This is a genomic window from Pirellulales bacterium (assembly GCA_035533075.1).
Taxonomy (GTDB): domain Bacteria; phylum Planctomycetota; class Planctomycetia; order Pirellulales; family JAICIG01; genus DASSFG01.
This window is the reverse complement of the sequence record DATLUO010000201.1, coordinates 26,223-52,026: the sequence shown is the minus strand read 5'-3', so window position 1 is coordinate 52,026 and position 25,804 is coordinate 26,223. Positions and strand designations below refer to the sequence as shown.

General features: G+C 63.4%; 27 protein-coding genes and 1 pseudogene. 18 read left to right on the top strand and 10 right to left on the bottom strand.

Going from position 1 to position 25,804, the window contains the following annotated elements:
* The first annotated feature begins 245 nt into the window (after positions 1 to 245).
* The 9 genes from VNH11_26030 (at position 246) to VNH11_25990 (ending at position 6,542) form a co-directional block, all read left to right on the top strand.
* Positions 246 to 1,241 carry a hypothetical protein gene (locus VNH11_26030; GenBank protein ID HVA49853.1) on the top strand — a complete coding sequence of 332 codons (996 nt, stop codon included), beginning with the start codon at positions 246 to 248 and terminating at the stop codon, positions 1,239 to 1,241.
* Complete coding sequence (locus tag VNH11_26025; GenBank protein ID HVA49852.1) at positions 1,238 to 2,470, top strand: mannosyltransferase family protein; 1,233 nt, start codon at positions 1,238 to 1,240, stop codon at positions 2,468 to 2,470. The genes VNH11_26030 and VNH11_26025 overlap by 4 nt, the downstream gene beginning before the upstream one ends.
* A 223-nt stretch (positions 2,471 to 2,693) precedes the next feature.
* Positions 2,694 to 3,434 (top strand): class I SAM-dependent methyltransferase, encoded by a 741-nt coding sequence (locus tag VNH11_26020; GenBank protein HVA49851.1) that lies wholly within the window; start codon positions 2,694 to 2,696, stop codon positions 3,432 to 3,434.
* The gene (locus VNH11_26015) at positions 3,431 to 4,372 is read left to right on the top strand and encodes a DUF1559 domain-containing protein (protein ID HVA49850.1); all 942 of its coding nucleotides are present in this window, start codon (positions 3,431 to 3,433) and stop codon (positions 4,370 to 4,372) included. Before VNH11_26020 ends, VNH11_26015 begins: the two co-directional genes overlap by 4 nt.
* 71 nt (positions 4,373 to 4,443) lie before the next feature.
* Positions 4,444 to 5,142, top strand: coding sequence for a hypothetical protein (locus VNH11_26010; GenBank protein ID HVA49849.1), 699 nt, complete (start codon positions 4,444 to 4,446; stop codon positions 5,140 to 5,142).
* Positions 5,143 to 5,244: 102 nt separating this feature from the next.
* Positions 5,245 to 5,487, top strand: coding sequence for a hypothetical protein (locus tag VNH11_26005; protein HVA49848.1), 243 nt, complete (start codon positions 5,245 to 5,247; stop codon positions 5,485 to 5,487).
* 32 nt (positions 5,488 to 5,519) lie between these two features.
* Positions 5,520 to 5,810: a hypothetical protein gene (locus VNH11_26000; protein ID HVA49847.1), complete on the top strand. Its 291-nt coding sequence runs from the start codon at positions 5,520 to 5,522 to the stop codon at positions 5,808 to 5,810.
* A complete protein-coding gene (locus VNH11_25995) occupies positions 5,807 to 6,166 on the top strand; it encodes a putative toxin-antitoxin system toxin component, PIN family (protein ID HVA49846.1) in 360 nt (119 codons plus the stop codon). The genes VNH11_26000 and VNH11_25995 overlap by 4 nt, the downstream gene beginning before the upstream one ends.
* Positions 6,167 to 6,191: 25 nt before the next feature.
* Positions 6,192 to 6,542: a hypothetical protein gene (locus tag VNH11_25990; protein ID HVA49845.1), complete on the top strand. Its 351-nt coding sequence runs from the start codon at positions 6,192 to 6,194 to the stop codon at positions 6,540 to 6,542.
* Between the two features lie 11 nt (positions 6,543 to 6,553).
* Here the strand turns inward: VNH11_25990 and VNH11_25985 are convergent, their stop codons facing one another.
* Positions 6,554 to 7,864 (bottom strand): glycoside hydrolase family 71/99-like protein, encoded by a 1,311-nt coding sequence (locus tag VNH11_25985; GenBank protein ID HVA49844.1) that lies wholly within the window; start codon positions 7,862 to 7,864, stop codon positions 6,554 to 6,556.
* Positions 7,854 to 8,384 (bottom strand): CocE/NonD family hydrolase, encoded by a 531-nt coding sequence (locus VNH11_25980; GenBank protein ID HVA49843.1) that lies wholly within the window; start codon positions 8,382 to 8,384, stop codon positions 7,854 to 7,856. The genes VNH11_25985 and VNH11_25980 overlap by 11 nt, the downstream gene beginning before the upstream one ends.
* Positions 8,385 to 8,616: 232 nt before the next feature.
* On the opposite strand from VNH11_25980, the gene VNH11_25975 reads away from it, so the two are divergent.
* Complete coding sequence (locus tag VNH11_25975) at positions 8,617 to 10,083, top strand: hypothetical protein (GenBank protein HVA49842.1); 1,467 nt, start codon at positions 8,617 to 8,619, stop codon at positions 10,081 to 10,083.
* Between the two features lie 39 nt (positions 10,084 to 10,122).
* A complete protein-coding gene (locus VNH11_25970; protein HVA49841.1) occupies positions 10,123 to 11,319 on the top strand; it encodes a M20 family metallopeptidase in 1,197 nt (398 codons plus the stop codon).
* Between the two features lie 340 nt (positions 11,320 to 11,659).
* On the opposite strand, the gene VNH11_25965 is transcribed toward VNH11_25970, so the two are convergent.
* From VNH11_25965 to VNH11_25940, 6 genes are read right to left on the bottom strand one after another with little or no spacing between them, the layout of a single operon-like run.
* Positions 11,660 to 12,379, bottom strand: coding sequence for a response regulator transcription factor (locus tag VNH11_25965; protein ID HVA49840.1), 720 nt, complete (start codon positions 12,377 to 12,379; stop codon positions 11,660 to 11,662).
* Positions 12,380 to 12,400: 21 nt separating this feature from the next.
* A complete protein-coding gene (locus VNH11_25960; GenBank protein ID HVA49839.1) occupies positions 12,401 to 13,333 on the bottom strand; it encodes a HAMP domain-containing sensor histidine kinase in 933 nt (310 codons plus the stop codon).
* Between the two features lie 58 nt (positions 13,334 to 13,391).
* Positions 13,392 to 13,592 (bottom strand): hypothetical protein, encoded by a 201-nt coding sequence (locus tag VNH11_25955; protein ID HVA49838.1) that lies wholly within the window; start codon positions 13,590 to 13,592, stop codon positions 13,392 to 13,394.
* Positions 13,593 to 13,632: 40 nt separating this feature from the next.
* A complete protein-coding gene (locus tag VNH11_25950; protein ID HVA49837.1) occupies positions 13,633 to 14,766 on the bottom strand; it encodes a DUF1559 domain-containing protein in 1,134 nt (377 codons plus the stop codon).
* A gap of 56 nt (positions 14,767 to 14,822) precedes the next feature.
* On the bottom strand, positions 14,823 to 15,245 hold the full coding sequence (locus tag VNH11_25945) for a hypothetical protein (GenBank protein HVA49836.1): 423 nt from the start codon (positions 15,243 to 15,245) through the stop codon (positions 14,823 to 14,825).
* Positions 15,246 to 15,275: 30 nt separating this feature from the next.
* Positions 15,276 to 18,116, bottom strand: coding sequence for an FG-GAP-like repeat-containing protein (locus tag VNH11_25940; GenBank protein HVA49835.1), 2,841 nt, complete (start codon positions 18,114 to 18,116; stop codon positions 15,276 to 15,278).
* Between the two features lie 103 nt (positions 18,117 to 18,219).
* On the opposite strand from VNH11_25940, the gene VNH11_25935 reads away from it, so the two are divergent.
* From VNH11_25935 to VNH11_25925, 3 genes are all read left to right on the top strand, one after another.
* Positions 18,220 to 19,614, top strand: a complete 1,395-nt coding sequence (locus VNH11_25935; GenBank protein ID HVA49834.1) for a hypothetical protein — start codon at positions 18,220 to 18,222, stop codon at positions 19,612 to 19,614.
* A gap of 8 nt (positions 19,615 to 19,622) precedes the next feature.
* Positions 19,623 to 19,805 (top strand): hypothetical protein, encoded by a 183-nt coding sequence (locus tag VNH11_25930; GenBank protein HVA49833.1) that lies wholly within the window; start codon positions 19,623 to 19,625, stop codon positions 19,803 to 19,805.
* A 711-nt stretch (positions 19,806 to 20,516) separates the two neighbouring features.
* Positions 20,517 to 20,834, top strand: a complete 318-nt coding sequence (locus VNH11_25925; GenBank protein ID HVA49832.1) for a hypothetical protein — start codon at positions 20,517 to 20,519, stop codon at positions 20,832 to 20,834.
* Positions 20,835 to 21,192: 358 nt separating this feature from the next.
* On the opposite strand, the gene fliG is transcribed toward VNH11_25925, so the two are convergent.
* Positions 21,193 to 22,191 (bottom strand): flagellar motor switch protein FliG, encoded by a 999-nt coding sequence (gene fliG / locus VNH11_25920; GenBank protein HVA49831.1) that lies wholly within the window; start codon positions 22,189 to 22,191, stop codon positions 21,193 to 21,195.
* Positions 22,192 to 22,211: 20 nt separating this feature from the next.
* On the opposite strand from fliG, the gene VNH11_25915 reads away from it, so the two are divergent.
* The 4 genes and pseudogenes from VNH11_25915 (at position 22,212) to VNH11_25900 (ending at position 24,862) form a co-directional block, all read left to right on the top strand.
* Complete coding sequence (locus VNH11_25915) at positions 22,212 to 22,508, top strand: hypothetical protein (protein HVA49830.1); 297 nt, start codon at positions 22,212 to 22,214, stop codon at positions 22,506 to 22,508.
* Positions 22,505 to 23,248, top strand: a pseudogene (locus tag VNH11_25910) (nucleotidyltransferase domain-containing protein). Before VNH11_25915 ends, VNH11_25910 begins: the two are co-directional and overlap by 4 nt.
* Positions 23,249 to 23,612: 364 nt before the next feature.
* Positions 23,613 to 24,044, top strand: coding sequence for a dual specificity protein phosphatase (locus tag VNH11_25905; protein ID HVA49829.1), 432 nt, complete (start codon positions 23,613 to 23,615; stop codon positions 24,042 to 24,044).
* A gap of 77 nt (positions 24,045 to 24,121) precedes the next feature.
* Positions 24,122 to 24,862, top strand: coding sequence for an RNA ligase family protein (locus tag VNH11_25900; GenBank protein ID HVA49828.1), 741 nt, complete (start codon positions 24,122 to 24,124; stop codon positions 24,860 to 24,862).
* A gap of 30 nt (positions 24,863 to 24,892) precedes the next feature.
* Here VNH11_25900 and VNH11_25895 read toward each other — a convergent pair whose 3' ends face one another.
* Complete coding sequence (locus tag VNH11_25895; GenBank protein HVA49827.1) at positions 24,893 to 25,792, bottom strand: hypothetical protein; 900 nt, start codon at positions 25,790 to 25,792, stop codon at positions 24,893 to 24,895.
* Positions 25,793 to 25,804 lie beyond the last annotated feature (12 nt).

Genomic DNA, 25,804 nt, shown 5'->3' with positions numbered 1-25,804 from the left:
CGCAAGTGCTGGTCACGGAACTGACGCCCGTGCAGCGGCAGATCCTCGAGCTGCTCGGCCTCTCGCCCGATTCCTACGGCCAATGATGCCCGCCCTCGGAAACTCGCGGAAATTGCCGGAATGACCTGCGGAAGATAGGGTGGAGCGCCGCGCTCTACGCCGGTTCGATAGATAATATTGCGGAGGTCCGCTGCCGGTACGCGGAAGGGCTGGGGCGAGTTACGTCGCTCGCGTGTGCAGGTGAGTTGGTCGGCTACACGTCGGATGATCAAGAAGGCACGGAACGCAAGTCGCGGCATTTGTTCGCCGCCTGCGGTCAGTGCCGACGCGCCGACTACCAACACCTTCGCAATGGACTTTCCTGGGACGACGACGTTGACTGGACCTGCGTATACATTCGGCCGGCGAAAGTCGTTGTGTACTGGCCGGTGAACGCTTACGCGAAGACGTCCGCGCGGATGGCGGATCCCTCGCTTAACCGGAAACTCGACGACGCTTACTTCAACGTCTACATGCGCTGCATAGGGTGGTGGCCGCCGCTCGGGGGGCCGCTAATCGCAGGTCCAGGGGCATTGGAAAAAGAACCCCTGGTTCCCATCGCCGCGTTCTTGGAGATGCCCGATCTGAAGATCGTCGACGATCACGCCGTGGTCCGCGGGCGCCGCTGCTGCCACATAATGCGCGAAACAACGTCGCACGCGGATGAAGTATGGCTCGACGTGGAGCGTTCATACACGCTCATTGAGCGGCGGCTCAAGTTTGTCGAACCGCCGTTGGAGGTGCGATTTGCGAACCAGGAGTTCGTCGAGGTGCTGAACGGCGCGTGGCTCCCGCGCCGCGTCAGGCAGCAGGTTTGGCGGCGGAATAATGGGGCAGGCGAAAGGAAAATCTTGTCGGACGCCACATTCACCGTGAGCGAAATCAAGGCGAACTCTGGAAAGATCGACGAACTGTTCGTTTTTGAGCCGCCGCCGGGCGCCATCGTTGCCGACTGGGATGCACGGACGCTGTCCTTTATGCCGGGCAGCGCGGAATGCCAGCTAAACCGCCTCGCACATACGGCGCGGCGGCGTTTGGTTGTCTCCCGAAGCGGTAGGTCAACCGGCGTGGCAGCTTGGGCTGTGGTGGGTATTGCCACGATTTGCGGCCTCGCCTGTGTCGGGATTGCCGCGAGCAGGCTGCCCCTCCAGTTGCGCGCGTTCGCGCAGTGGTCGCATCGGCTGCGAACGGGGAAATCATGAAACGGACGCTCATGCTTGGTCTGATTGCGTACGCTGTGACTAGCGCGCCGGTGTTCCTGGCCGCGCGGTTGTCCGGAGAACTCGCCGATTGCCAGCGCCCGCGCGGGTGCCTGGAAGCCTTGACCAGATACGATGGGATGCGCTACGCAGAGATCGCCCGTTGTGGCTACTCGTACCGACCGGGCGCGCTGTCGACAGTTGCCTTTTTTCCCGGATATCCCCTCGCGGCCCGCGCGGTCGCCACGGTAACAGGGCTTTCAACCTGCTGGTCATTGGTTGCGGTCTCGAATGCAGCGCTCGCCGGGGCGTTCGTCGTCATGTCGGCGTACGCGCGGGCGCGGTTCGAATGCCAGGCAGCCGCTGGCTCGGCAGGCGAGGGTTTCGTCGACCGCAGCGAGGTGCGCCGTCGATGTGAGAGGGGGACCGTTTACACTTTGCTGACGTTTGGACTGCTTCCGACCACGTTTTTCTGCCGCATGGCCTACTCGGAATCGACGTTCTTACTGACCGCCTTAGCGGCGCTTTATGCCATCGAGGCCGAGTGGCCCATATTCATTCGGTCAGCGCTCGTCGGTGCCGCTACAGGGACGAGAGCGGTCGGTCTGGTTCTTGTCTTGCCGCTGCTTCTGTCGATTATGCGCACGTCGCCAGATGCGCGATCGCTTTTCTCTCGGCTCGCCTATTCCGCACCGCTGGCGCTCTGGGGAATCGCAGGATTCATGGTTTACCAGCATGCCTCATTTGGCGACGCGCTAGCGTTCGCGAAAGCGCAGAGCGAGTGTCGCGTTCTCGCTCCGACCAGCCCAGGCGAGAAGGTTGCAAGCCTTCTAGCCGCCGCACCGCTTTGGGGAGTGTTCGATCCCACCTCACCGGGCTTCTGGCGCCGCTTCGGCGCGACATCGCCCCTGCTCAGCCTCCAGTTCGCCAATCCGATCTTTTTCGTACTAACGTCGGCCCTGGTCATCTTCGGCGCACGCAGGGGGTGGTTGTCTGCGTACGAAACGCTGACATCGGCGGGCCTACTCGCAATGCCTTATTGTTGCCGCGGTTTCGAGGGGTGCATGGTCGGGCAAGCACGGTTCGCCGTTGCGGTGTTTCCCGCGTACCTCATCATGGGACGACTTGTCGCGCGCCTTCCCGCAATGGCCGCCGCCGCTCTTGCGCTCGCGGGAGCCGCCTTGCTCGGCTTGTATACCCTTCTGTTCTCTCTAAACCGGCCCTTTTACTGACATAGCGCTGGTGTACGCGCATAGACGTTTGTTACAGTTCTTTCGCCAAATCGTTTGAGGATCAATGTTACTCTGTAAGAAACGGTATGACCCGGTACGTGCGTTACGATCTGTGGAGACCGCGCATGACGCAGCCGTCCCGCCCGACGAAACTCGCCTCAGCGTCGTTGGGCCATATGAGATATTCAGCAATTACCTATCGCGGTCTCCTCTTGCGCTCGCTTTGTTCCGCGCGGCCGAGTGCCGCCATCTCGCCTGCCTTCCGCTGCTGCGTCCTGTGCTCGATTTAGGTGTTGGCGACGGCATGTTTGCAAGAGCTGCCTTGCGCATACCGCTCGACATTGGTGTGGATTTGCGACTGCACCAACTGCGTGCCGCGGCGCGCAACGGCGCGCACCGCGCGTTGGCGCAGGGAGACGCGTCGCGGTTGCCGTTTCGTGATGCGTCGATGGGAACCGTTCTAGCCGTTTCCGTATGCGAGCACTTGGCCGAGCCGCGCCGGTCACTTCGCGAGGTATGCCGTGTTCTCCGGCCGGGTGGAATGTTTGTCGCGACGATCGTGTTGCCTTGCCTGGGAAAGTCGATGTTGTATCCGTCGCTCTGCCGGAATTGCGGCGCCGAGTTTATCGGTCGGACCTACGTGCGCCTGCTGGATTACCTCTTTGAACACCACGCGATGCACAGCCGCGCGCACTGGGAAGAAATGACGGAAAGCGCTGGCCTAAGTATCACTGACAGCAAGACCGTGATTTCGCCGGTATTGTCGCGCTGGTTCGATTTCTGGCTGCTGACGGCATGGCCCTACAAGCTGTTCGGCCCCGGGCGACGCAGGCTCCTCGGCTGGCCAAGTTGGTCCACCGCCGCGCTCTGGCGCTGGTTGTCGGCGGTGGAAAGCCGCGACGCCGACGATGGGGGCGTACTCTATTTAATCGCACACAAACCTGATTTGAGGAGGACGGAATGAGGCGATCCGGCATCCGAAGCGCTGTCGCCCTGATGGAGGTGCTTGTGGCCATTTCCATTGTCGGGCTGCTTGTGGCGCTGTGTCTTCCCGCCATAAGTGCGTCGCGCGAGTCGGCGCGCCGCGCTCAGTGTCAGAACAGTATACGGCAGCTTGGCGTCGCGGTGAGCGTGTTTCACTCCGCCAATGCCCGCTTTCCTCGCGGCGTGTTTGGTGGCCCCTACGGCATCGGCAAGAATTCTATCGCGTGGAGTTGGACCGCGCAGATCCTGCCTTTGCTGGAGCGTCGCGACCTGTACGAGGGAGGACACATCCAGCAAGAAACTTTGGCGCAAAGCGTCGCGACGGCCCAGCAAATATCGTTGCTGCTCTGTCCGTCAAGCGGCGCCATTCGCGCAGGGCCGCGCACCGACGCTGGCAACCTTTTCGGCCTCGCTGTCGGACAGTCGACGTACAAGGCAGTTAGCGGGGCGAACTGGGGGACCGACTCGACATGGCCGCCCGGCTCCGCCGCGCCAACGCCGATCCCTACGGAGTGGCCCCACATCGGAACGAACGGCTCGTACGACGGGTTAAGCGAGGGCGACGGGGCGATGTATCGCAGCGACTACAAGGTGCATCGCGGCATTGACGACATTTCCGACGGCACAAGCAACACACTGCTTATCGGGGAGGACGTTCCGTCCGCGAACAGCTCCGTTTCCTGGCCGTATGCAAACAATGCCTACGGAACATGCGCCATTCCACCCAACCTCATGCGCTACGACCCGGCCGATTGGCCAAACACATGGTCGTTCAGAAGTCGCCATCCGGGAGGGCTGAATTTCGCGATTGCCGATGGATCGGCTCGCTGGCTGAGCGATTCCATCGAACTCCCCGTGTACCGCGCCTTGGCGACAATCCGCGGCCACGAAATCCTTGGGGACGACCAATGGCGCTGATGCCCGCGTGTCGCAGATGAACCAGCGTTAGACACTATCTCCCGGTAAACTTAGATTATGAGGAGCCACTAATGCAAACGTCTTCGCAGTGTAAGCCCAGCGCATGGCGTCGCCATGCGATCAAATGGGCACTTGTATTCGCCTCATTCGCCGTCTTTCCCGAAACACAAAAGCTATCCGCTGAGGAGCCGTCGAAGAGCAGGGCGACGCGCGTCGGCGGCGCTGCGCCGCGATTTAATGGAGGCGAGATCCGCATTAAGTTCACTGCCGCAAGTGTTAAGCTGTCCGACTGGGCGCAGGTGCATGAGGCGTTGAAGCTCACCGCGCCGCGCGAACGCAACCGGAAGAACCGCGACGTCATACGGGAGCTGCTCAGTGGGAAGCTGCTGATGGCGGCGCAAACAACAACACTTGGCCTCCCGACCACGGGTAATGCCTATTTGAGTGAAACGCATGACGCTGGCTGGCTAGCTGGCGACGCAGAGACCCAAGGCGGGAGAGAGGTCGACATTAGGCTAATACCGGGCGACGACGCGGCCATAAGGGTCGCATTTACTTATCGCCGCACTAACGGCTCTCGGGAGGCGCAGCGCGCATACGAGGTTAGCGCGATCGCCGACCTTCGTCCGGACGATATCTATGTCATTCCCGCACCGCCAAATCCTAATGCGCCCGACCGGGAATTGATCCTTATTGGTGTAAAGCTCCTGCCGCCGACGACACCGGCGGCAGTCAAGGGAAGCGTCCCCGCTCCGAGACGGAAACGATGAAACGGTCCCCAAGGCTCGCTGACAGCGTGCTGCGCTACACCGCCCGGCTGGTCGCCGCAAGGCGGCAGGGCATAGGGGCACGCCCCGGCAGCCCCGGCCGCCATTCACAAGTATCTCGCCTACGGCGCCAGTCCACGGGCATCGCAGTATCTGGTGCTGGGCGCGAAGGGACGTGCGATCTTGTCGGGCAAGTATCACGTCGACTTCGCCGACATTCAGGCCATGGCCGCGCCGGTGTTGCGACATCGCCTGGTGCTCAACTTCCACGCTCGCGCCGACAATCTCGACGCGGATGCGCTGGTCGAGCGGTTATTGAAGGCGGTTCCGGTAGAGGAAAAGGTATGACGCCTTGTTGGTGATGGGAGTATGATTTCGACATGGACCAACCGTTTTCAAGGCTCGTAAGCGTGAGTGCGATGGATGGCGAAGATCGCCGCTCTGCGGAGCGGATGCTCGGGCATCCGCTTGATAATGATCGGCAGCTCTACATCGTGGCCTTGAAGCCGCGGCCGTCGGACGACGAGGCTTGTCGCCAGGCACGGGCGGACTTGAGCGAAACGTTCGCGGCGACTGAAGAGTACGCCGATAAGCACGGCCTCAGCGACGCCGGAATCGAACAAGCCGTCGCCGAGGTGATGGACCACGTTCGCTACGGCGGACCGCAATGAACGTCGTTGTCGACACCAACATCCTCGTCCGCGCGGCGCCAGGACGGACTGGACCAGCTCGGGAGCTCTTGCAATTGCTGGCCGAACCGCCGCACGTGCTCGTCAGCTCCCCGCCATTGCTTGACGAACTCAGCCGAGCGCTCGGCTATCCGCGGCTACGCGCCATTCACGGCCTTGACGATGCAGGCATCATGCGCTATGCGACCGACATCGAAACGCTCGCGATGCTCGTGCCTCTGACGACACCCACTGTCACCGCAGTTCAGAGCGACCCAGACGACAACGCGGTGGTTGCGGCGGCAATTGCCGGCCAAGCGGAAGTCATCTGCACGCGCGTCGGCGCGAATTGTGCCTGATGGCGGCGCGAACACCTCGGAAGAGATGCGCCTGCTTCCCACGCCGGTCCTCGAATACAGCGATCCGGAAAGCAAAGAATATCTCGGCGCGGTATTCGGCTTTGCCACCAACGGAACCAACCCCGACCTGTTGGTGTTGCTGGAACCTCGCCGGGCCGACGGCGCTCCCATCTGGCATTATGCGGCCGGCCGCATGACGATCGGCCGCGTGACGCTCAAATATCGCGGAGGGCCGGTCTGGCAAGTCGAGTTCTGCCCGCCGCGGCCAGCCGCCTTTCCCAGTTGGACGTTCTTTCTCACGCCGCGCCATGAACCAAGCGACGATGCGGCGGACATCGATTCGAAGCCATCTACCGCGAGAAGTCCGACGGATTGACGGAATGGGTCTCAATGACCACCGGCTGAAGGATCTATCGGTATCGCTTTTTGGTTCTCCCGCTCGCCGCGGATCAGCTTCGCTCCTTCGCCGGCCAGCCGCAGATACCAGTCGGCGGGCAGGCCGTCGTAGGTCACGAAGCGGCCCGGTGCGGGCGGTGTGTTGCTGACCTTGAAAATGGCGGTCCCTTCATCGACCTCGTCGAACATCGCGATGTAGACGCCCGCCACGTCGAGCTTCGCCAGTTCGTGAAACTGCTCCCAGAAGAATTCGCCGCCGCGCCGCGGAATGGTTGAGGTGCCGGGCGGCTTTCGCTTGAGATTGTCCCAGCTAAAGCCCGGATAGACCACGGGCAACCATAGAACTCCGTGCTCTTCGCACGCCCGCTTGTCGGCCTCCCACCAGGCCATCGAGGCGTGCGGCACGCCGCCGGCATCTTTGCCGTAGTTGCCCACGTTCCAGGGAGCGTAAGCGTCGAAACGGAAGACGATCTTTTGCCACTCGGGATCCCGCCGCCACTGCCAATCGCCGCCGCCCAGCAGGTAGGCGGAGTAGCGTCCCTCGGCCTTGAAAAAGTCGATCAGCCGATGGGCCAGCTCGGGTGTCATGGCGCTCACCGGACTGTTGCGGTAAAAGCCCCAGACTTGCACCACCGGCTTGCCGCCGTCGTGGAGGTAGCGAGGCCCCGCGGTGACGCCGGCGTCGACCATCTTTTTCCAATCAGCGGTCAACACGTCGAACATCTTGTCGCCCGGCATGCCGGCGATGTCGTAAGACAAGGCCCACACGCGGCCGGTTTTCTGGGCGGCCTCAATCACGTGCTGCAGGACCTGCCGGCGAGAGGCGTAATGGTCTTGCAACGGCCCGCCCGGCAGATCGACGGCGAAATGCTGTAGAAACACGCCGTCGATCCCATACTGCCGCATCCAGCGAAAGTGCCGGTCGACGGTTTTGGAATTGGCCGAGCTGAAGAGCTGTGCCGGATTGCCGTCCGGGTACGTGAAGCCGGCGGCCGGATACCTTTCGTCGTGGTCATACTCGGAGAGGTCGGGCCACATCTCGAAAGTCAGCGTGTGGGGGCCGATCCGGTTTGCGTCGCGGCTCCAATGTCGCCAACCCTCGCCCGCCGGATCGCCGGGGCAGCGGAACCAGCCCTGATAGCCGCACAGCACCTTGCGCCGCAGCGTCGTGGCGTCGACTTCGGGCGTGTCACTCGCCAAGGGCTCCTTGCCGATGACGGGCGCATCGCCGGGCATGCCCACGAGACCGGCCAGCAGGCCGACGAGGATGAGCAACGCTTTACGGGAGCAGCTAAGGGACATACTTCAGATGCTCATCGTACCAGGCGATCGCCTCCTGCTGTGCCTTGCCGCGGGCTTCCTTGTAAACGCCGTAGTGCGTGACGCCGGGGATGGCGTTCAAGATGTCGGTCGTTTGGTCGATCGGATCGACGACCTCGCGGACCTCTTTCACTTCGGCGACGAACTTTCCGTCTTCTTTGTCGGGCTTCTTGCCGGCCAGCACGAGTCGCGAGTCGCTATTGCCCCAACCGCGATAATCGAAGGCGACGACCTGGTAACCGGCCCGGGCAAAGACGACGGCATCCGGACGCAACGCCGCCACCGTTCCGCCCCAACCGTGGCTCATCACGATGGTCGGCAGTTTCTCCGCGGCCGGCGTTCTCGGCGCGAAGATGTCTGCCGCCATGCGCGTGCCGTCGCTGATGATGTTCTCGCTGCGATACGCGATGTCGTCGGGCGGTTTGAACTCGGGCTGCTTCTCCTGGGCGAACAACTCGGCCGAGACGAACAACAAGATGAGGAAGAATGCGAGACGTGGCATGGTGATCTCCTTCATTCAGGCATTATAGGTAGCCGGAACGGTCATTTGCGAGCGGGTTGCCTCTGACCGGTTTTTGAGCGACGCGCGCGGATGGATAGGGCCTTGCCCCTGCTGTCGTCAAATCGACACCATTCTTTGCAACCGGGGCGCGAGGTGGATATGATCGGCAAGCATCTGACCGCCGGCGATGAGACGCCGACAACCGAGACGAGCTCCCCATTCACAGTGCCTCATGACCGATGCCGCCCCGACCGCCGATCCCCGCCGCGCGCTCCGCCGCAGTGTGTACGCACTGCTGATCGCGGCCAGCGTCGGGGGCATGGCCGGGCGGATCCTGGCCGTGAACTCCGTCGACACGGTCCGCCTGGAAAAATATCTCAAGGACCAGGGCCGCAAGGACTGGCAAAAGCAACGCCCCTTTTTGTCGGGCAACGACCGCAGCCGCTGGGCCACCGTGCGTGCCCTGGTCGAACATGGCACCTACCAGATCGACGAAATCGTGAGCCAGCCGAACTGGGACACGATCGACATGGTCAAGCATGACGACCAGGGCCGCCCGGCTCCCGAAGCCGGCCAAGGCCATCTCTATTCCAGCAAGCCGCCGCTCTTGGCCACGCTGCTGGCGGGACCCTATTGGCTGATCTATAAGACCACCGGAGCAACACTCGGCGCACATCCCTTCGCCATCGGCCGCGGCCTGCTGCTCGCGTTCAACGGCCTGCCGATGATCGTCTACTTCCTGACGGTGAGCAGGCTTGTGGAGCGGTTCGGCGGCAGCGATTGGGGGCGGATGTTTGTGATGACGTGCGCCGCCTTCGGCACCTTCTTGTCGACCTTCGCCGTGACGATCAACAACCATTTGACGGCCGCCGTCGCCGCCGCGATCGCGCTCGATGCGTCGCTGCGCATCTGGTACGACGACGAACGGCGGCTGCGCTGGTTCTTTGTGGCCGGCCTGTTTGCCGCCTTTACCGCCGCCAACGAGCTGCCGGCGCTGGCCTTCGCCGTGGCCGTGACCGTCGGGTTGCTCTACAAAGCGCCTGCCGGCACGTTGAAGGCCTTCTTGCCCGCCGCGCTGATCGTCGCCGCCGCGGCGGAAGGCACGAACTACCTGGCGCACCGTTCGTGGATTCCGGCTTACGCCCATCGCAAGCCGGGCGACAATTGGTACGACTATCAGTTCCTTCGCAACGGCCGGCCGCGCGATAGCTATTGGTCGAAGCCCGAAGCACGAAGTCCCATCGACCAGGGCGAGCCGGAGGCGGGAGTTTACGCGTTTCACGCGCTCGTCGGCCACCACGGCATTTTTTCGTTGACCCCGGTCTGGCTGTTCAGCTTCCTTGGAATGGCCATGCTTTGCTTGCGCCGCTCGCCCGACTGGCGGGCACTGGGGCTATTGGTCGGCTCGGTCTCGCTGGTGTGCATCGCCTTTTATTTGCGGATGCCGCAAGAAGACCGCAACTATGGCGGCATGACCAGCGGCTTTCGCTGGGTGTTTTGGTTCGCGCCGCTGTGGCTGGTGGCAATGCTGCCGGCCGCCGACCTGCTGGCCGCCCGTCGCTGGTCACGCGGTCTGGCGATCATCTTTCTGGGCCTGTCGGTGCTCTCGGCCAGCTACCCGACGTGGAACCCCTGGGTCCACCCCTGGCTGCTCGACTTCCTGGAAAGCCAGCACTGGGTGGGACTGGGAATGCGATAGGGGTACAATGCTTGGCTCCGCTTTACCAAGGCAAACTCCATGGCAATCGACCTCGTCCAGACCCTCAGCGATCTTGTCGCCATTCCCAGCGTGAATCCGATGGGGCGGCCGCTGGATGGCCCCGAATTTTACGAAGAGCGCGTCACCGACTATCTGCAGCGGCTGTTCGAGCGGCTGGGCTTGCCGTGGCAGCGGCAGCTTGTGCAGCCGCGGCGCGAGAATATCGTGGCCCGGCTCGACGGCGCTCGCTCGCCGGAGTCCGGCGGCCCCTTGATTCTGCTGGAAGCGCACCAAGACACCGTGCCCGTCGACGGCATGACGATCGATCCCTGGAAGCCGCAGGTCCGCGACGGCCGGCTCTATGGCCGCGGAGCCTGCGATATCAAGGGAGGCATGACGGCCATGCTCGGCGCCGTGTCGCGTCTGGCCGACGAGCGGCCGCCGGGCAGGCCCACGGTGATCATGGCCTGCACCGTGAACGAGGAGTACGGCTACAGCGGCGCCAGCGAGTTGCCCAAGCTTTGGGCCACGGGCACCGAATCCGTCGTGCCTCGGCGGCCCGATGTCGCGATCGTCGCCGAGCCGACGGACCTCGACGTGGTCGTGGCCCACAAGGGCGCCGTTCGTTGGAAATGCCGCACTCACGGACTGGCCGCCCACAGCTCGAAGCCCGATCGCGGCAAGAACGCCATCTACGGCATGGCCCCGGTTCTTGAGGCCCTCGAGCGTTATGCGGGCGAGTTGGGAAAGATCGTCCCCGAACATCCGCTGTGCGGCCGGGCGACGCTCAGCGTGGGCACGATCCAGGGTGGCCTGAGCGTCAATACGGTGCCCGACGTGTGTTCGATCGAGATCGACCGTCGGCTGCTGCCGGGCGAAGAGGGGCTGGCCGCTTACGAGCACGTGCTGGCTTATCTGTGCGAAACCGCGACCACCAAGGTCGAAGTCGAACACCAGCATCCCTACCTGCTGAGTACGCCGTTGGCCGATCGAGACAACGGCGCCTTGGCCGACCGGTTGGTGGCCGTGTTGCGGCGCGTGCTCGGCCGCGGCGAAAAGATCGGCGTGTCGTTCGGCACCAACGCTTCGCGGATCTCGGTGGCGAACGTGCCGACGGTGGTTTTCGGACCCGGCTCGATCGACCAGGCCCACACGGCCGACGAATGGCTTTCGATCGACGAGCTGACCAAGGCGGCCGACGTGCTCTACGAGTTCCTGGCGAGTGCCGGCGGCTGACGCTTTCGACGAGGTCGGAACAGCTCATCGATCGGTCGGCCGCTGCAGCGTCAGGTAGTGATTCCATATGCCCGCAAGTCAAATAAAAACCTGGCTAGCCTAGCTTCAGAGTTTCCATGAAAGCCTATTGTCTGACAACCAGCGTGGTCTTCGGTCTGATCGTTGCCCTACATGCGGCAAACCTCGCCGACCAGGGCTGGAGGCTGGCCGCCGAGCCGTGGTTCATTGCGACAACGCTTCTCGCGATCGGGCTTTGCGCGTGGGGGCTTTGGCTATTCGCACGACCGATGCGGCCTTGATCTTTTCGACTTCTGCGGCAGAATGCCGGTCTGGTCGCCGGCTAGTCGCTCTGGCCGGACGCGATGAAGCGGTATCCCGCGCCGCGGACACTCAAAAAATGACGCGGCTCGGCGGGGTCCTCCTCGAAATACTTCCGCAGCCGCATCACGAAGTTGTCGACCGTGCGCGTCGATTCGATATAGGGCTGCCGCCAGACGCGCTCGACCAGCTCGTTGCGGCCGATCACGCGCCCTTCGTTGTCGATGAAATACCGCAGCAGGCTCATTTCCATGGGCGTCAGGCGGATCTCCTGCTCGCCCACCAGGGCCTCGTAGGTGTCGAAGTTGACCGTCGCCCGGCCGAAGCGGTAGGTCTCGGCGGCGCGCGGCGCCGCCTGGCCGCGCGGCCGGCGCAGCAGGTTGCGGACCATGGCCAACAACTCGTCGAGCTCGAACGGCTTTGACAAGTATTGGCTGGCCCCCACCTCGTAGCCGCGGATGCGGTCTTCGGACAACGTGCGGGCGCTGAGCATCAAAATCGGCACATCGTTGCGGCTGCGGAGCAGCGCCTCGCAGACGGCATAGCCGCTCATGCCCGGCAGCATCAGGTCGAGCACCACCAGATCGATCCCCCGCGGGTCGCGTTCGAAGGCCCGCAGGGCCGCGGGGCCGTCGGCCGCGACCGTCACGCGATAACCGTCGCCTTCCAGATTGAACTTGATGCCGAAGGCCATGTGGGCTTCGTCTTCGACGATCAGGATGTGTTTGGTTGGTTCCGCCATGGCTGTGTCTCTCGCGGCCGCTTAGGTCACCGGCGCGGCCAACGGCTGGTGGTCGCGGTCTTCCAGGTTCAGCCGTTCGTGGCCCGGCAATTCGACTTCGAACACGGTTCCCCGGTGCGTGCCTCGGCCGCGGACGCTGATTTTGCCTTTCATCCGGTCGACCAGCGTGCGCACAATATACAGCCCCAGCCCGGTGCCGGCCTGCGTCCGCTCCAGCTCGTTGCCCAGCCGCACGAAGCGGCCGAAGATCTTGCGGCGCAGCTTGGCGGGAATGCCCGGCCCGTTGTCGCTGACGCGCGTCAGCACGCTGCCGCGGCCGTTCGACCACGACTCGACTTTGACCCGCGGATCGGGAAGCGAGTACTTCACCGCGTTGTCGATCAGGTTGCGGAACACGATCTCCAGGTCGACCGGCCGGGCCCGCACAATGCTGGGAGCAACGTCGAGCGAGATCGTTTCCAGAGGCAGGCGGTGCCGCGAGCAGACGGTCGAAGCACAGCTTTGCAGGATTTCGGGCAGCGACACGCCGCCCACGTCGCTTTCGGCGGCGACCTGCTCCAGCCGCGCCGCGTCGAGCATGTGATCGATCAGCGCGTCGAGCCGGTCCAGGTCTTCCAGCATGAAACGATAAAAGTCGAGCTGCTGGGCCTCGCTCACGCTGCGACGGCTGAGCGTTTGCAGGTAGAGCTTGAGCGAGGCGATGGGACTTTTCAGTTCGTGCGTGACACTGTCGATGAAGTTCGCCTGCCGCTGATTGAGGCTGATTTGCTTGACGGCGATGGTCAGGTAGAGCGCCACGCCGATCAGGACCAGCACCAGGAAGGTGGTGCCGACCGCCAGCAGCGGCACGTATTCGAGGGCCAGCAGCACCCAGCCGATGATGAGCGCCACCAACAGCACGATCATGATCACGCCCAGCGTGATCGGCCAACCTACGCTTCTGCGCCGCGTCATGATGCTTGCTCGTTGCCTTCGGGTGCCTTAGTGCAGCCTATCCTTCCTGGGTTGCCCGTCAAGCGTCGGCAGCGACGTGTTGGCGATCGTCGGCAGTGTGGCGGCATCTTGGCAGATAGCGGCTGGCGCCCTTCAAGAGCGTGGCGGCCAAGCGATGCCCCGGAATCGTCACCACCGGGGCATCGCTGGCCGACGGCGGTTTGGTGATTGCCACGCCGCGCTCGGCCAGCTTCTGCCCCAGCCACCGCCAATGTCTCATTCCCGGCCGCGTGAAGTAGAACTCTCCCTTACGAGGCGCGTCAGGGAGTGCCCGGCAGGCCCAGGCTTTCGCCGCCCGCCGCCGTGCCCATCGCGCCCCACACGCCGTAGCTGTTGGCGGGCGGCATGCCGTAGCTGCCGCAGTCGATCCCTTCGGTAATGAACCGCACGCTGCCGTCGACCATCGCGCCCAGCACGCCGCCGGGGTGATAGCTGGTGGGCGGGAAAATGCCGTTGGCGTTGCTGGGATTCAGGCCGGTCGCCCCGTAGCAGGTGGGGCTGTTGGGCGGCAGAATCGTCGTGAACAAGGTCCAGTAGGCATGGCCCATCGCCCACTGGTCGCCCACATTGAACGACGAGATGGCGCCGCCGATGTAGTAGCCATTGTTCGCCTGGGCCAGGCAGATGGTCGGGTTCGGGAGCAAGATGGCCGGCGTGAAGGGCTCGACGCCCTGACCAAAGATGCTTTTCGATCCCGTTCCCGGAGGCCCCACCACCTTCTCGCTGATGGCGATCGTGTTGCTGGTGCCGTCGAGAATGTTGTTCATTCCCTTTTGAACGCTGCTGCCGGCGCAGGTGGGCGAGCCCGTGGTGATCTTCATCCAGTAGGCATAGACGCCTGTCGGATCGAGCGCATAGTTATTGTTGTCGTAGCCGTAGATGAATGGTCCCGCACTGAAGTGATAGCTCCGCACGCCCATGCCGGGGTACTTGTTGTCGGTGGCCATCGTGCTCGACGGGCAGAGCATCGAATTGATCTGAGTCATCCAGGGCACGAATTTGGTGTTCCAGGGATTGGCTTGGCCCACCGTGGTTTGGCCGGCGGGAACCAGCGGAGACTGGCCCTGGGTGACAATCATCTCCCACATCGGCTCCTGCTCGATGAAGGGGAGCAAGGTGATGAAGCCGGAATAGTCGCCGCAGCGCCCCCCGCCGATATTGTTCCAGCCGCCGCGCCCATAGGTGAACTTCTTCCAGATATCGTGGTAGTTCTGCGCCGCCAGCGCCAATTGCTTGAGATTGTTGTTGCACTGCGAGCGTCGCGCGGCCTCGCGGGCCGCCTGGATTGCCGGCAGCAATAAGGCGATCAAGATGCCGATGATGGCGATGACCACCAACAGTTCGACCAAGGTAAAAGCGCGGCGCGGCGCGCCGTTCGTCCGATGGGTGCGCATGGAAAGGGCCTTTTCGGTTCGGGTGACTAGGAAGCCTCAATGGCTGGAATCGCCAACTAAAATGCGTTCTGTTTCGGCCCCGCATCCCGGTTCAAGGGCGTTATACCAGCGCGGAAGCTCTCGTCAAGCGTCTTCAGATAAAAAAATTTTACTAAAATAGACGGCGCGCATCGGAGTCCATCGTCGATGGGTTGCGTGGCCAGCTTTGGCACCAACAGGAAACGCGCGGTGCGGTGATCAGCGCCGAGCTCGGCGCCGATCCGCATTTGAGCAGCTTTGTCGCCGCTCGGCGGGGCATGGCCGATCGCATCGCCGTAGCCAACCCCTAATGAGCCGGCTTCAGCCGGGCTTCTCGGTCGTGGCTTTAGCCCTTGCCCGCGACACCGAAGGGCGCGCTGGTCGAGGAGCCCGGCTGAAGTCGGCTCAAAGGAAAAAGGCATGGTAGCCGCGAAACACCAGTTAAAGCTGGTGGCAAACACGGTCCCTCGCGTGGCACTGCGACAACATGGTCATCGCGGTACACCCTCGACGAGAATCAACGACTCGTCGGCGGGCAGGTCGGTATACTCTTGTGCGACCCCGGACGGCCAGGCAATGTGCAGCTTCTCGATGCGTCTGGCAGCCCCCAGGCCAAAAGTCAACTGCCGCTGGTTGCTGGCCTGGAAGCCGTCACCCGCCTTCAGCCATTGCGTCTGCCGGCGCTCGCCAATCTGGATCGTCACCACGGCGCCAACGGCATCGCGAGAGGACCGCACACCCTTAAGCTGCACCGCGAGAAAATGGCCGGCCGGCTCCGTCCGGTTGCACAACAGCGCAAGCGGCGCATCGAGCGACGATACCGCGAAATCGTCGCGGCCGTCGCGGTTGAAGTCCAGGCGCGCCAGGCTTCGGCCGAAGCAGGCTTGCTCGAAATAGGCTCCCAAGCGGTCTGCCGGAAGCTCTTCGAACCGGCCGCCGCCGAGATTGCGAAAATACTGGGGCCGCATCGCGTAGGAGACGCCCGGCGACGAAAACTCGTGGACGTGCCCGTTGGTCACGACCAAGTCCGCGAGTCCGTCCAGCTCGCCGTCGAGGAACTGCGTGCCGAAGCCCAACATCGCGAAACTCGGCCCGCGCAGGCCGGCTGGCCCCGTGGCGTCGGTGAACAAGTCGCCGGCCTCGTGCAAATAAAGGGTACACGACTCCTGGCTGAAGTTGGTGACCAACAGGTCGATTCTTCCGTCGCCGTTGGCGTCGCCGGCGGCCACCCCCATGCACGCCAGCGCCCGGCCCGCGCCGTCGAAGGCGAGTCCTGAGAGCAGTCCGCGTTCTTCGAACCGCGGCCGTGCGCCGGCGGCCGGCGTGCGATTCACGAAGTAAAAGTTGGCGTCCTGATCGTTGGCGACGAAAAGGCTCAGCTTGCCCGTGCCGTCGAAATCGCTCGCCACAATCCCCAGGCCGTTGCCTCCCGCGGCGCGCAGCCCGGCGGCTTCGGTCATTTCTTGAAATCGGCCGTCGCCCAAGTTGAGGTAAAACATGTCGGGGGCCGGCTGGAACGTGCTGGGCCGGCAGGTGCGCGGCTGGCCGTCGACGGGACAGGTCTGCTCGAACACGCCGGGGCCTTGGAGATAGTTCACGTCGTACAGGTCGGGCAGCCCGTCGCCGTTGAGGTCGGCCAACACGCAGCTTGTGGTCCAGCGGTCGGCCCGGATGCCCGCCGCTTCGCCGACGTCGCTGAACGTTCCGTCGCCCTCGTTCACGTACAGCCGGTTGACTCCGATGTTGGCGACGTAAAGATCCGGAAAGCCGTCGTTGTTGAAGTCGCCGACCGTCGCCCCCTGGCTGAACCGCTCGTCGCCGAGGCGGCTGGCGCGTGTGACGTCGGCGAACCGCTCCCTGCCCAGGTTGCGATACAGGGCGTCGAGAAATTCGCTCTGACCCGCCCGCGGCGGCCAGCGGCAGCCTTGCGTGAAATAGAGATCGGGCCAGCCGTCGAGATCGAAATCGACGACCGCGATGCCGCCGCCCAGCGACTCGAACATGCGGGCGCGCGGGTCCGATCCTTCGCGGCCGCAAAAATAGCGGAAAGCGATGCCCGCTTCGCTTGCGACGTTTTCAAACCGGGGGCCGGCGGCAACGAGCGCCGGCGCGGCGCCGCGATCGTAGCGCAAGCGTGCTGGCTGGCGTTCGTCGGGCAGCGGGTAATGCGCTAAATCGAGTCGAACGCCCGGATCGATCTGCGGCAAGGTCGGGGGCAGCGCATCGTCGAGCTGCGGCTCGATGCGGGCCAGCGCTTCGCGCGCCCAGCCGGCATCGCCCGCAGAGAGGGCGAGCTGGTTCCAGCCCCGGGCTTCCCACAACCGGCCCAACGCTTCGGCCTGCCGGGCCACGCGGAACAGTTGCGAAACATCGTCTTGGTGCAAACGCAACGATTCGAGTGCCAGGGAGAGATCGGCCAGCGCCACGGCGCGTTGGCCCAGGTCTTTGGCCAGCGCCGTTTGGCCCAGCGTCTCGAGCAATTGAGACAATTGCAGCGTGGCCGATTGGTGATTGGCGTCGCGCCGCAGGGCCTCCCACAGGCACCGCGCGGCGGCCTCGGTCTCGCCGCGTCGTTTCGCCCAGCCGCCGCGGACGAACCAGATATCCGGATGCCCGTCGGCCTCGCTGGGCAAAGCGGCGGACCAGGTGGCCAGCTCGTCGTCTTCGGGCGATTCCAAGAGAACTCGTCCCAGCAGGGCATGTGCTTCGATCAACTCGGGGGCGTCGGCGATCACCTGTCTCAGCATCTTGGCCGCTTGGGCGTCGTTTTGCTTGCGGATTTCGATGCGGGCCAGACCGATCAAGGGGGCCGGATCGTCGGGCGCCGCGGCGCGGAAGCGGGCCAGGTCGTCGGCCGCTTCCACGGTCTTGGCGTGGTCGCCGGCCAGGAACAGGACATCGTAGGAACAGCGGCGCTGGCGCAGCAGTTCATAGAGGTGCGGCAACGACTCGAAGCGGCGGCCTTCCACGGTCAACAGGTTTGCCAGGCGATCGTGAGCCGGCGCGCTATGCGGGTCGATTTCCAGCGCTTGGCGAAAGCGGGCTTCGGCCTGGGAGGCGTGGCCCAATTGAAGCCAGATTTCCGCGGCGGCGCAGCGGCCCTCGACGGCCTCCTCGCCGGCGGCGGCGTCGATCTGGTCGTAGTAGCGCAATGCGGCGGCGTAGTCTTTCGACTCTCGCGCTTGACGCGCTTGTTCGAGCAGGTGGGCGGGCGAATGGGCGCGTTGCCAAAGTCGCCAGGCCACGACGGCGGCGAATAGCAGCAGAACCACCGGCAGCAGTTTCTCCAACGGACGGCGGTTTCGATGACGGATTTGCCTGTTGGGCGACATTCTTCACTCTCGCGGATTCCTAGCTTATCCTATACTGCACGCGGCGGCCGTGGAGGGGTCAAGCTCGCTAGTCCCACCCTACGCTTTGAGGAAGGTCTCCATCATGCCCATCGGAACTCGTCGAGCAGCGGCGCGAAAGGCGGCGCGGTCCCGCAATTGGCGGAAACGGCCGCTTTATATCAAGCAGATTCTGGCCTGGGCCGATGCGCACCACGAGGAGACTGGGCAGTGGCCGCGGTCCGACAGCGGCCGCGTGCGGGGCACGCTGGAAGAAAAGTGGCAGAGCATCGACAATGCCCTGCACCTTGGGCTGCGGGGCATGCCCGGCGGCGACTCGTTGCCCCGCGTAATGGCCCGCTACCGTGGCGTTCGCAATCGCAAGGCGCTGCCGCGCTACACCATCCCGCAGATTCTTCGCTGGGCCGACGCCCATTTCAAGAAGCACGGTCAATGGCCGCTTTCGCATTCGGGAGGCGTTGAGGAGGCGGCCGGCGAGACCTGGATGGCCGTCCAAGTGGCGCTCAGGAATGGCCAACGCGGCTTGCCCGGCGGCTCCTCGCTGGCCAAGCTGCTGGCCGAGCACCGGGGCAGGCGCAATATGGGCGACTTGCCCCCTTTTAAGATCGGCGAGATCGTGAAGTGGGCCGACGCCCATCAGAAACGGACCGGCATGTGGCCTACGCCGGAGACCGGCCCCGTGACCGAGGCGGTGGGCGAGACCTGGCACGCGGTGGATCAGGCGTTGCGCCACGGGATTCGCGGTATGCGCGGCGGCTCGTCGCTGGCGCGATTGCTGAAGCGGGAGCGCGGCGTTCAGATGAAGCACCGCCGCCAGCCGCCGCTGTCGATCGAGACGCTGCTCGCCCGGGCCGACGAGCATCACCAACGCACCGGCCAGTGGCCCAATGTCAATTCAGGTGCTATCGCTTCGGCGCCGAATGAAACGTGGGGCAAGGTGCAGATCGCGCTGCACGCCGGCAAACGGGGCTTCAAAGGCGGTTCTTCCATAGCCAGGTTGTTAGCCGAGCACCGACAGGTGCGCTACCATCTCGACTTGCCCGACTTCACCGTCAAGCAGATTCTGGCCTGGGCCGATGCGCATTTCGAGCGGCACGGGCGTTGGCCGACGCAAACTTCGGGCAAGATTCCTCAGTCGCCGGGCGATAGCTGGGGCATTATCGACATCGCTTTGCGGAGGGCGGCCCGGGGTCTTCCTGCCGGCTGGTCGCTGGGCAAGCTGTGGGCGCGTTACCGCGGCGCGCGGAACATCCACTCGATCGCCAGGTTTTCGGCCGCGCAACTCTTGCGGTGGGCCGACGCCCATCATCGCCGCACGGGCCAGTGGCCGCAGGTCCGCTCGGGGCCGATTGTCGAATCGCCCGCCGACAATTGGCTTAGCGTCGACAACGCCTTGCGGCTGGGGCTGCGCGGCATGCGGGGCGGTTCGTCGCTCAAGCAGTTTCTCGACCAGCATCGCCGCAAGCGGCGGGCGACCTGAATCAGCTCATGCCACGTTTTCAATTCAAGCTTCGCACGATGTTCTGGCTGACGGCGGTCGCGGCGGCGCTGTGCCTGGTGATCCCGCTCGCGGTGCGCGAGTATCGCGAGCACCAGCGTCAAGAGCGGATTCGTATCCAGCGCGAGCAGACCGACAAAATCTTCGACGCCTCGCCGTCCCGCCTGCGCTGAGTATCTGAAGACCGGGCTAAATTGCACCGGCCGCGTGCCCCGGTTAGGTTAAGGTCATGCCGAATGATGTGCCACAACAAGCCACATTCAGGACGACGAGAGTGGGCCTTGGGCTCTCTATGCGAAGTTCTCCTGGCCGTTCATCTGGCGACGGCCTTGTGCTTCGCGCCGTTGTTCCAAGTCGGCAAGGTCACCGCAGTGAACTGTGTTTTCGCGCTGCTGGTTGGCGGCGAGGCGTGTCTTTTGGGGCTATGGGCCGGACTGGCCTGGCGATTTGAGGCGCGGCGAGTCTTGACCTGTCTCGCCGGACTCGCGTTTGGCTCTGTTTGGCTCTGGGCGCTCATTCTCACGACGACCCAGACCTGGCACCGGGGCCGGATTCGTTGGTTCGCTGCCCAACTCTGCGCCACCGTGGTCGTTACGACCTTCCTGGCGATCGCGGCGCTATGTCGCCGCCACTTTGAATTAGCACGACACCCCCTCGTCTCGCCACCGCGGCCTCCGAAACCCTTTCAATTCTCCTTGCGGCAATTGATGCTGCTCGTCTTCGCCGCCTGTGTGACCTTGGGCGTTGGACGCGCACGTAATGGGCTGTTTCCACCCACGGGAGATGACCACGTGGTGGCCGTGAGGGCCAGCCTGTTCTTATGGCTCGCTTCGACGGTTGCTGTCGTTGGCAGCTTTGTGCCGAAACGATTGGGAATCTAACGGATGGGCGTGCCATTGGTGGTCTTCGGGCTCGGCTATTTCGTGGATCCTACGTTCCACAAGCTGCCGACTGCCCTGTTCGCAAGCGGCTCGTCCCTCGTCATCACGGCGACGCTGTTGGTCTTTCGCCTGGCGGGTTATCGGCTGGTGCCAAAAAAACGAACGCACCGGCTGCCTTCGGTCGGCCGAGGCAGAATCGAGCGCCGGCCCGTCGAGGACTGCGGTGCGAAGATCGCGGAGTGGTTACTCCGTCAAAGTGAAAGCACCGCTGCGGAGGAATCGCAGAATGATTGCGAAACGATTTCGCAGCCTCTGACGTAACACCGTGACCGAAAAGCACTTAGAGCGGTTTCGTTTTACATCCAATGGGGAGGTGTGGTAAACGGTCGCGCAGCGCGCTGCGCAAATAGCTCAGCCTGGGCGGCGTCCGACGCGCAGCGCGCTGCGCCAAGTGTGGACCGTGCCCGACGGCAGCACGCTGGGCCACTCGAACCGATCGAATCCGGCCGACTGTGACGCGCAGCGCGCTGCGCCACTCGAAGGGATCGAAGCCGCCCATGACGCGCAGCGCGCTGCGCGAGGAAGGCGGGTGGCGACTTGTCATCTTCAGTCAAGTCGCATCGCCGCCTGCAGGCGGGTTCCTCGACGGCCGTGCCTACGCCTCTGTGCGGTAGCGCCGCTATTGGATGAATTCCTCGGCTTCTTCGCCGGCGCTGACGGTGATGTCGCCGGCGTCTTCCAGGCGGCGGACCACGTCGACGATCTGCTGCTGCACCTGCTCGACGGCCGACAACCGCACCGGGCCGAGGTATTGCATCTCTTCCTTCAGCAGGTCGGCGGCGCGCACCGACATGTTGCCCAAAATCTTCTGCTTCAACTCTTCGCTGGCGCCCTTCAGGGCCATGGCAAGCTGCGAGTTCTCGATGTTCTTGAGCAGCGTTTGCACGTCCTTCGCCGAGAACTTGGCGATGTCTTCGAACACGAACATCAAGCGGCGGATTTCTTCGACCAGGTCGGGATCTTCCTGGGCCAGGTTTTCCAGCAGGCTCCGCTCGGTGGCGCGGTCGGTGACGTTGAGGATCTCGGCCACCGCCTCCACGCCGCCCGCGTTCTCGAACTCCTGGCTCATCACGCTCGACATGCGGTGTTCGAGTCCCTTTTCGACCTCGTGGATGATCTCCGGGTTGGTTTGGCCCATGGTGGCGATGCGCCGCACCACGGCCAACTGCCGGTCGCTGGGCAGGCCGCCGATGATGTCGGCCGCTTGCTGCGCGTTGAGGTGCGAGAGGATCAGAGCGATGGTTTGCGGGTGCTCGTCCATGAGGAAGGTCAGCAGGTTCTGGCTGTCGACCTTCTGCAGGAAGCCGAAGGGCATGGCTTCGATCTGCTGCCGCACGCTCTCGATGGTGCTGCCGGCGTTTTTGCCCAGCGCGCGTTCGACGAGGTTCTTGGCCAGGTCGAGTCCGCCGCTGCCCGCCCCGATCGAGCCGGGCGAGGCGTCGGCAAAGTCCTTGATGGCGTTTTCCTGCTCCTCGCGGCTCACCAGGCCGACTTTGGCGATCTCGACGGAGACCATCTCAAGCTGCTTGGGCGGGAGTTTTGCCAGGACTTTGCCCGCATCCTCTTCCGGCAAGCTCATCAACAGCACGGCGGCTTTGCGCAGCTCGGTGGTCGCCACAATGGCCCTTCTTTCGCCCGGTGGACTGGTTCTCCAGCCCGACGTTGGTTCCGGTCGCGCAAAGTCTACGGCGCAGACCCACTGGCGGTATCGGCAATTCGGGGGCGAAAACTGAAGCCGCCGCGCGAACCATTTTGGCCGGTACCGCGCCTTACATTGCCGATGTGGCGGATACTTGCTCACCGGTTCGGGACCTGCACCGGCAGTTCGACCAGGCGCTCAGCGCGACCAAGTTGCCCGAACGGCCCGACTACGAGCGAGCCAACGAGTTCCTCGTCAACGCCCGCAGGCGAGCGCTGGCGGAGGAGTTGCCATGACGATTGACTTTCGGCTCCAAAAGCAAGTTGAAGACCATCCGTACCCACTGCTGTTCGCAACGATCAGCGGCGCGCACCTTTACGGCTTCCCTTCGCCCGATTCCGACTATGATCTGCGCGGCGTCCACCTGCTTCCGCTGGAAGAAATCGTGAGCCTGAAACCCGGCCAGGAGACCATCGAGAAATCGGGTGTTCACGACGGCCTGGAGATCGACCTCGTGACGCACGACGCCGCGAAGTTCTTCAGGCTGATGCTCAAGAAGAACGGCTATGTGCTGGAACAGGTGCTTTCGCCGCTGGTGGTCCATGCGACGCCTGAGTATTACGAGCTCGCGGCGATTGCCGCCGGCTGCGTCACGAGGTACCACGCCCACCATTACCTGGGCTTTGCCGAGAGCCAGTGGAAGCTCTTTCAAAAGGCCGACCCGCCGCACGTGAAGCCGTTGCTCTACGTATATCGCGTATTGCTGACGGGCATCCACCTGATGCGAACTGGCGAGGTTGAGGCCAACCTCGTGCGGCTGAACGAGACGGCCAAACTCCCCTACATCCCCGAACTGATCGAGCGCAAGACCTGCGGCCCAGAAAAAGGGCGGCTTGAGCGGGCCGACATAGGATTTTATGAGCGGGAGTACGAACGGCTGCAAGCGGACTTACAGCGGGCTTTCGACGAAAGCAAACTGCCGGAGACGCCGAGCGGCACCGCGGAGTTAAGCGACCTGCTGGTCCGGCTGCGGCTTAAGGAGCGCCCGCCGGATCCGTGCCGCGCGGCCTTAATTCAAAAATACGCGGAAACCATTGCCTACATCGAGAAAAGACCGACGATGTACGTGGAGGATCCGAATGCGCTGGAGAGCCTGTTATGGATGATGCATTGGACCTGGGCCGAGGCGGCGGGCGAACAAGTTCGGCTTAGGAAAGCGCTTGACGATGTTGGTGAGCGTGAGCGATGTGGTTCCCCCAGTTTTCAGCGGCGGTTTCGTGAGCGCCAGCCCGAGGCAAGTGACGAAGACGTGATGGCTTATGCGATTGCGTGTTGGAAGCGGGTTTCGGCTGCGCTGGGAATTTACGAGTCGGAGACGACTGAGTGATTGGAGCGACATAATGCGAGAAGTTCTTCCTGGCTTGCTCTGGATCGGCAATGCGTTCGATGCGCGTGATTTCAAAAGCGTGTTCGATCACCGAATCCAGGCCGTCATCGACCTGGCAATGGAGGAGTCGCCCGTTTCGGCCCCAAGGGAGCTAATCTATTGCCGTTTTCCGCTGGTTGACGGACAAGGGAATTCACCGGTAACAATCGAGGCGGCGATCAACACCGCGGTCATCTTCGTCAGGGCAATGGCGCCGACGCTGATAAGCTGCAGCGGAGGCATGAGTCGCTCGCCCGCCATTGCAGCGGCGGTAACGGCACGGATCGAGGGCATCGAGCCGGAAGAAGCCATCAAGCGAATTGCGGCAAGTGGCCCTCATGATGTCTCACCGCTTTTGTGGTACGAGGTTACGCAGGCGCTGAACAGGTCGCGCCCGAGTTTATGAACCAACAAACGCGGGTCTCCATTCACGCCGAGCTTCCGGTCGACTGCTCGGCATCGGGGAAGAAGGTGTGACCGGTCATGGGTAGTTCACGAGACGATTTCATTAAATACCCGAGGACACCTCACCTCTTTGGCTCCGAGGGGACCGATGACGACAAGCATCTCGACGAAGCCGAGTCGGAGCAGTTCATCGCAAATGAGTCGCTCGTCGTCGAAGAAAAGATCGACGGCACCAATGTCGGCATCCATTTCAACTCGGCCGGTGAGATGGTGCTCCAGTGTCGGGGCCACCTCATCACCGAGGGAATGCACCCGCAATACGACCTTTTCAAGCAATGGGCGGCCGTCAGGCGGTTCGTGCTGGAAGAGAGGCTCGAAGACCGGTTCATCTTGTTCGGCGAGTGGCTCTATGCGCGGCATTCCATCCACTATCGCCAACTTCCGCACTACTTCTTCGAGTTCGACATCTACGACAAGAATGAGGAGGCGTTTCTCAGCCTTGAACGACGATCGTCGTTGCTCGAAGGCATGGGCATCGAGACGGTGCCCGTGCTCCACACCGGTGTGCTCCGCAGAGTAGAGCTGCGCCGGTTGATCGGCCCGTCCCTCTTTGACAGCCAGTTCCAGAACCCGGCGACCAAGCGGACCGACAACCTCATGGAAGGTCTTTATCTAAGGACTGAGGCCGGCGGCGTTGTGTCGGGCCGGGCCAAATTCGTGCGGCCGGAGTTTGTCGAGAAAGTGAAGCAGAGCACGCATTGGCAGCAGCAGGCGCTGGTGGCCAATCTGCTCAAAGAGGGAGCCGACATCTGGCAATGAACCGGGACGAGCTATCAGCGGCTTGACGGCCTAGAGATATTGCTGGTCGACGACGAAAAACTCGTAGCCTCGATCGGCGGGCCGCACGCCGAAGCGTGTCTTGCGGATGGTCGAGGCGTCGCGGCCGCGGAAGTCGTGCTCGGCGCGCAGCAGGAGTTGCTCGGTCTCGGCGGGATAGAATTGCAACAGGATTCTTCCCGCCGGCACGCCGGCCTTGGCCGCCAGCTTGCGGTCGGCCTCTTGGAGCGTGCCCCTGCGCCACGACATGTAGAGCCGCTTCTCCGCTCCGGCCGCTCCGACGCGGACATCGGGCGCGGGGCGAGACAGGTTTTTGATATAGGTCAATTGGCCCGGTCCGCGCACGCCGAACGTCGCCAGCTCGATGCCGAAGCCGTCGAGTTTGCGAGCGTAAGTGTCGAGTGTATCCGCGCTGCCGAAGTCGATCTCCCAGCGCAGGTGCGGAGGGATGCCCGGTTTGCCGCTGTCGTCGCCCGGTCCGGCTGCCGTGCCCGTGCCGCTCGGCCCGCTGCCGCTCAGCGCCTCATCGAACGACGTGGCGTCGCCGAATGCAGCCTCGTGCATGGCCGCGGCGTCGATGACCGTGGTCAGCGTCGACTGGAACTCAGGGTCGGTCAAATCGGTTTCGGCGGCCAGATCGTTGGCGACGGGCGACGCCAGCAACAGTTCGTCGCCGAGATCACTCTCGCCGCCGCCACTCACTTGCATGGGCTTAACGGACACGGACTTGAAAATCGAAAACGGTCCGCGCATGCCGAGCCAGACGACCAGCAAGCAGAAGGTCACGGCGCCGACCAGCAGCAAGCAGGCGAGCAGCCAGCTCGCCACGCACTCGAAGGTCGACGTTCGCAGCGGCCGGAGCGGTTCCGCGGAGCGTCTGCCGATGTTCGATATTCGCAATGCGGTCATCATGTTGAACCTCGC

Bases quoted from the DNA above. Each gene is read 5' to 3' on its own strand.
- VNH11_25935 (HVA49834.1), top strand. From the start codon at position 18,220: ATGCCCATCGGAACTCGTCGAGCAGCGGCGCGAAAGGCGGCGCGGTCC.
- VNH11_25895 (HVA49827.1), bottom strand. From the start codon at position 25,792: ATGATGACCGCATTGCGAATATCGAACATCGGCAGACGCTCCGCGGAA.
- VNH11_25980 (HVA49843.1), bottom strand. From the start codon at position 8,384: ATGCCACGTCTCGCATTCTTCCTCATCTTGTTGTTCGTCTCGGCCGAG.
- VNH11_25995 (HVA49846.1), top strand. From the start codon at position 5,807: ATGAACGTCGTTGTCGACACCAACATCCTCGTCCGCGCGGCGCCAGGA.
- VNH11_25905 (HVA49829.1), top strand. From the start codon at position 23,613: ATGCGAGAAGTTCTTCCTGGCTTGCTCTGGATCGGCAATGCGTTCGAT.
- VNH11_26025 (HVA49852.1), top strand. From the start codon at position 1,238: ATGAAACGGACGCTCATGCTTGGTCTGATTGCGTACGCTGTGACTAGC.
- VNH11_26015 (HVA49850.1), top strand. From the start codon at position 3,431: ATGAGGCGATCCGGCATCCGAAGCGCTGTCGCCCTGATGGAGGTGCTT.
- VNH11_25925 (HVA49832.1), top strand. From the start codon at position 20,517: ATGGGCGTGCCATTGGTGGTCTTCGGGCTCGGCTATTTCGTGGATCCT.
- VNH11_25955 (HVA49838.1), bottom strand. From the start codon at position 13,592: ATGAGACATTGGCGGTGGCTGGGGCAGAAGCTGGCCGAGCGCGGCGTG.
- VNH11_25985 (HVA49844.1), bottom strand. From the start codon at position 7,864: ATGTCCCTTAGCTGCTCCCGTAAAGCGTTGCTCATCCTCGTCGGCCTG.
- VNH11_26000 (HVA49847.1), top strand. From the start codon at position 5,520: ATGGACCAACCGTTTTCAAGGCTCGTAAGCGTGAGTGCGATGGATGGC.
- VNH11_25975 (HVA49842.1), top strand. From the start codon at position 8,617: ATGACCGATGCCGCCCCGACCGCCGATCCCCGCCGCGCGCTCCGCCGC.
- VNH11_25965 (HVA49840.1), bottom strand. From the start codon at position 12,379: ATGGCGGAACCAACCAAACACATCCTGATCGTCGAAGACGAAGCCCAC.
- VNH11_25990 (HVA49845.1), top strand. From the start codon at position 6,192: ATGCGCCTGCTTCCCACGCCGGTCCTCGAATACAGCGATCCGGAAAGC.
- VNH11_25930 (HVA49833.1), top strand. From the start codon at position 19,623: ATGCCACGTTTTCAATTCAAGCTTCGCACGATGTTCTGGCTGACGGCG.
- VNH11_25970 (HVA49841.1), top strand. From the start codon at position 10,123: ATGGCAATCGACCTCGTCCAGACCCTCAGCGATCTTGTCGCCATTCCC.
- VNH11_25960 (HVA49839.1), bottom strand. From the start codon at position 13,333: ATGACGCGGCGCAGAAGCGTAGGTTGGCCGATCACGCTGGGCGTGATC.
- VNH11_25900 (HVA49828.1), top strand. From the start codon at position 24,122: ATGGGTAGTTCACGAGACGATTTCATTAAATACCCGAGGACACCTCAC.
- VNH11_26010 (HVA49849.1), top strand. From the start codon at position 4,444: ATGCAAACGTCTTCGCAGTGTAAGCCCAGCGCATGGCGTCGCCATGCG.
- VNH11_25940 (HVA49835.1), bottom strand. From the start codon at position 18,116: ATGTCGCCCAACAGGCAAATCCGTCATCGAAACCGCCGTCCGTTGGAG.
- VNH11_25950 (HVA49837.1), bottom strand. From the start codon at position 14,766: ATGCGCACCCATCGGACGAACGGCGCGCCGCGCCGCGCTTTTACCTTG.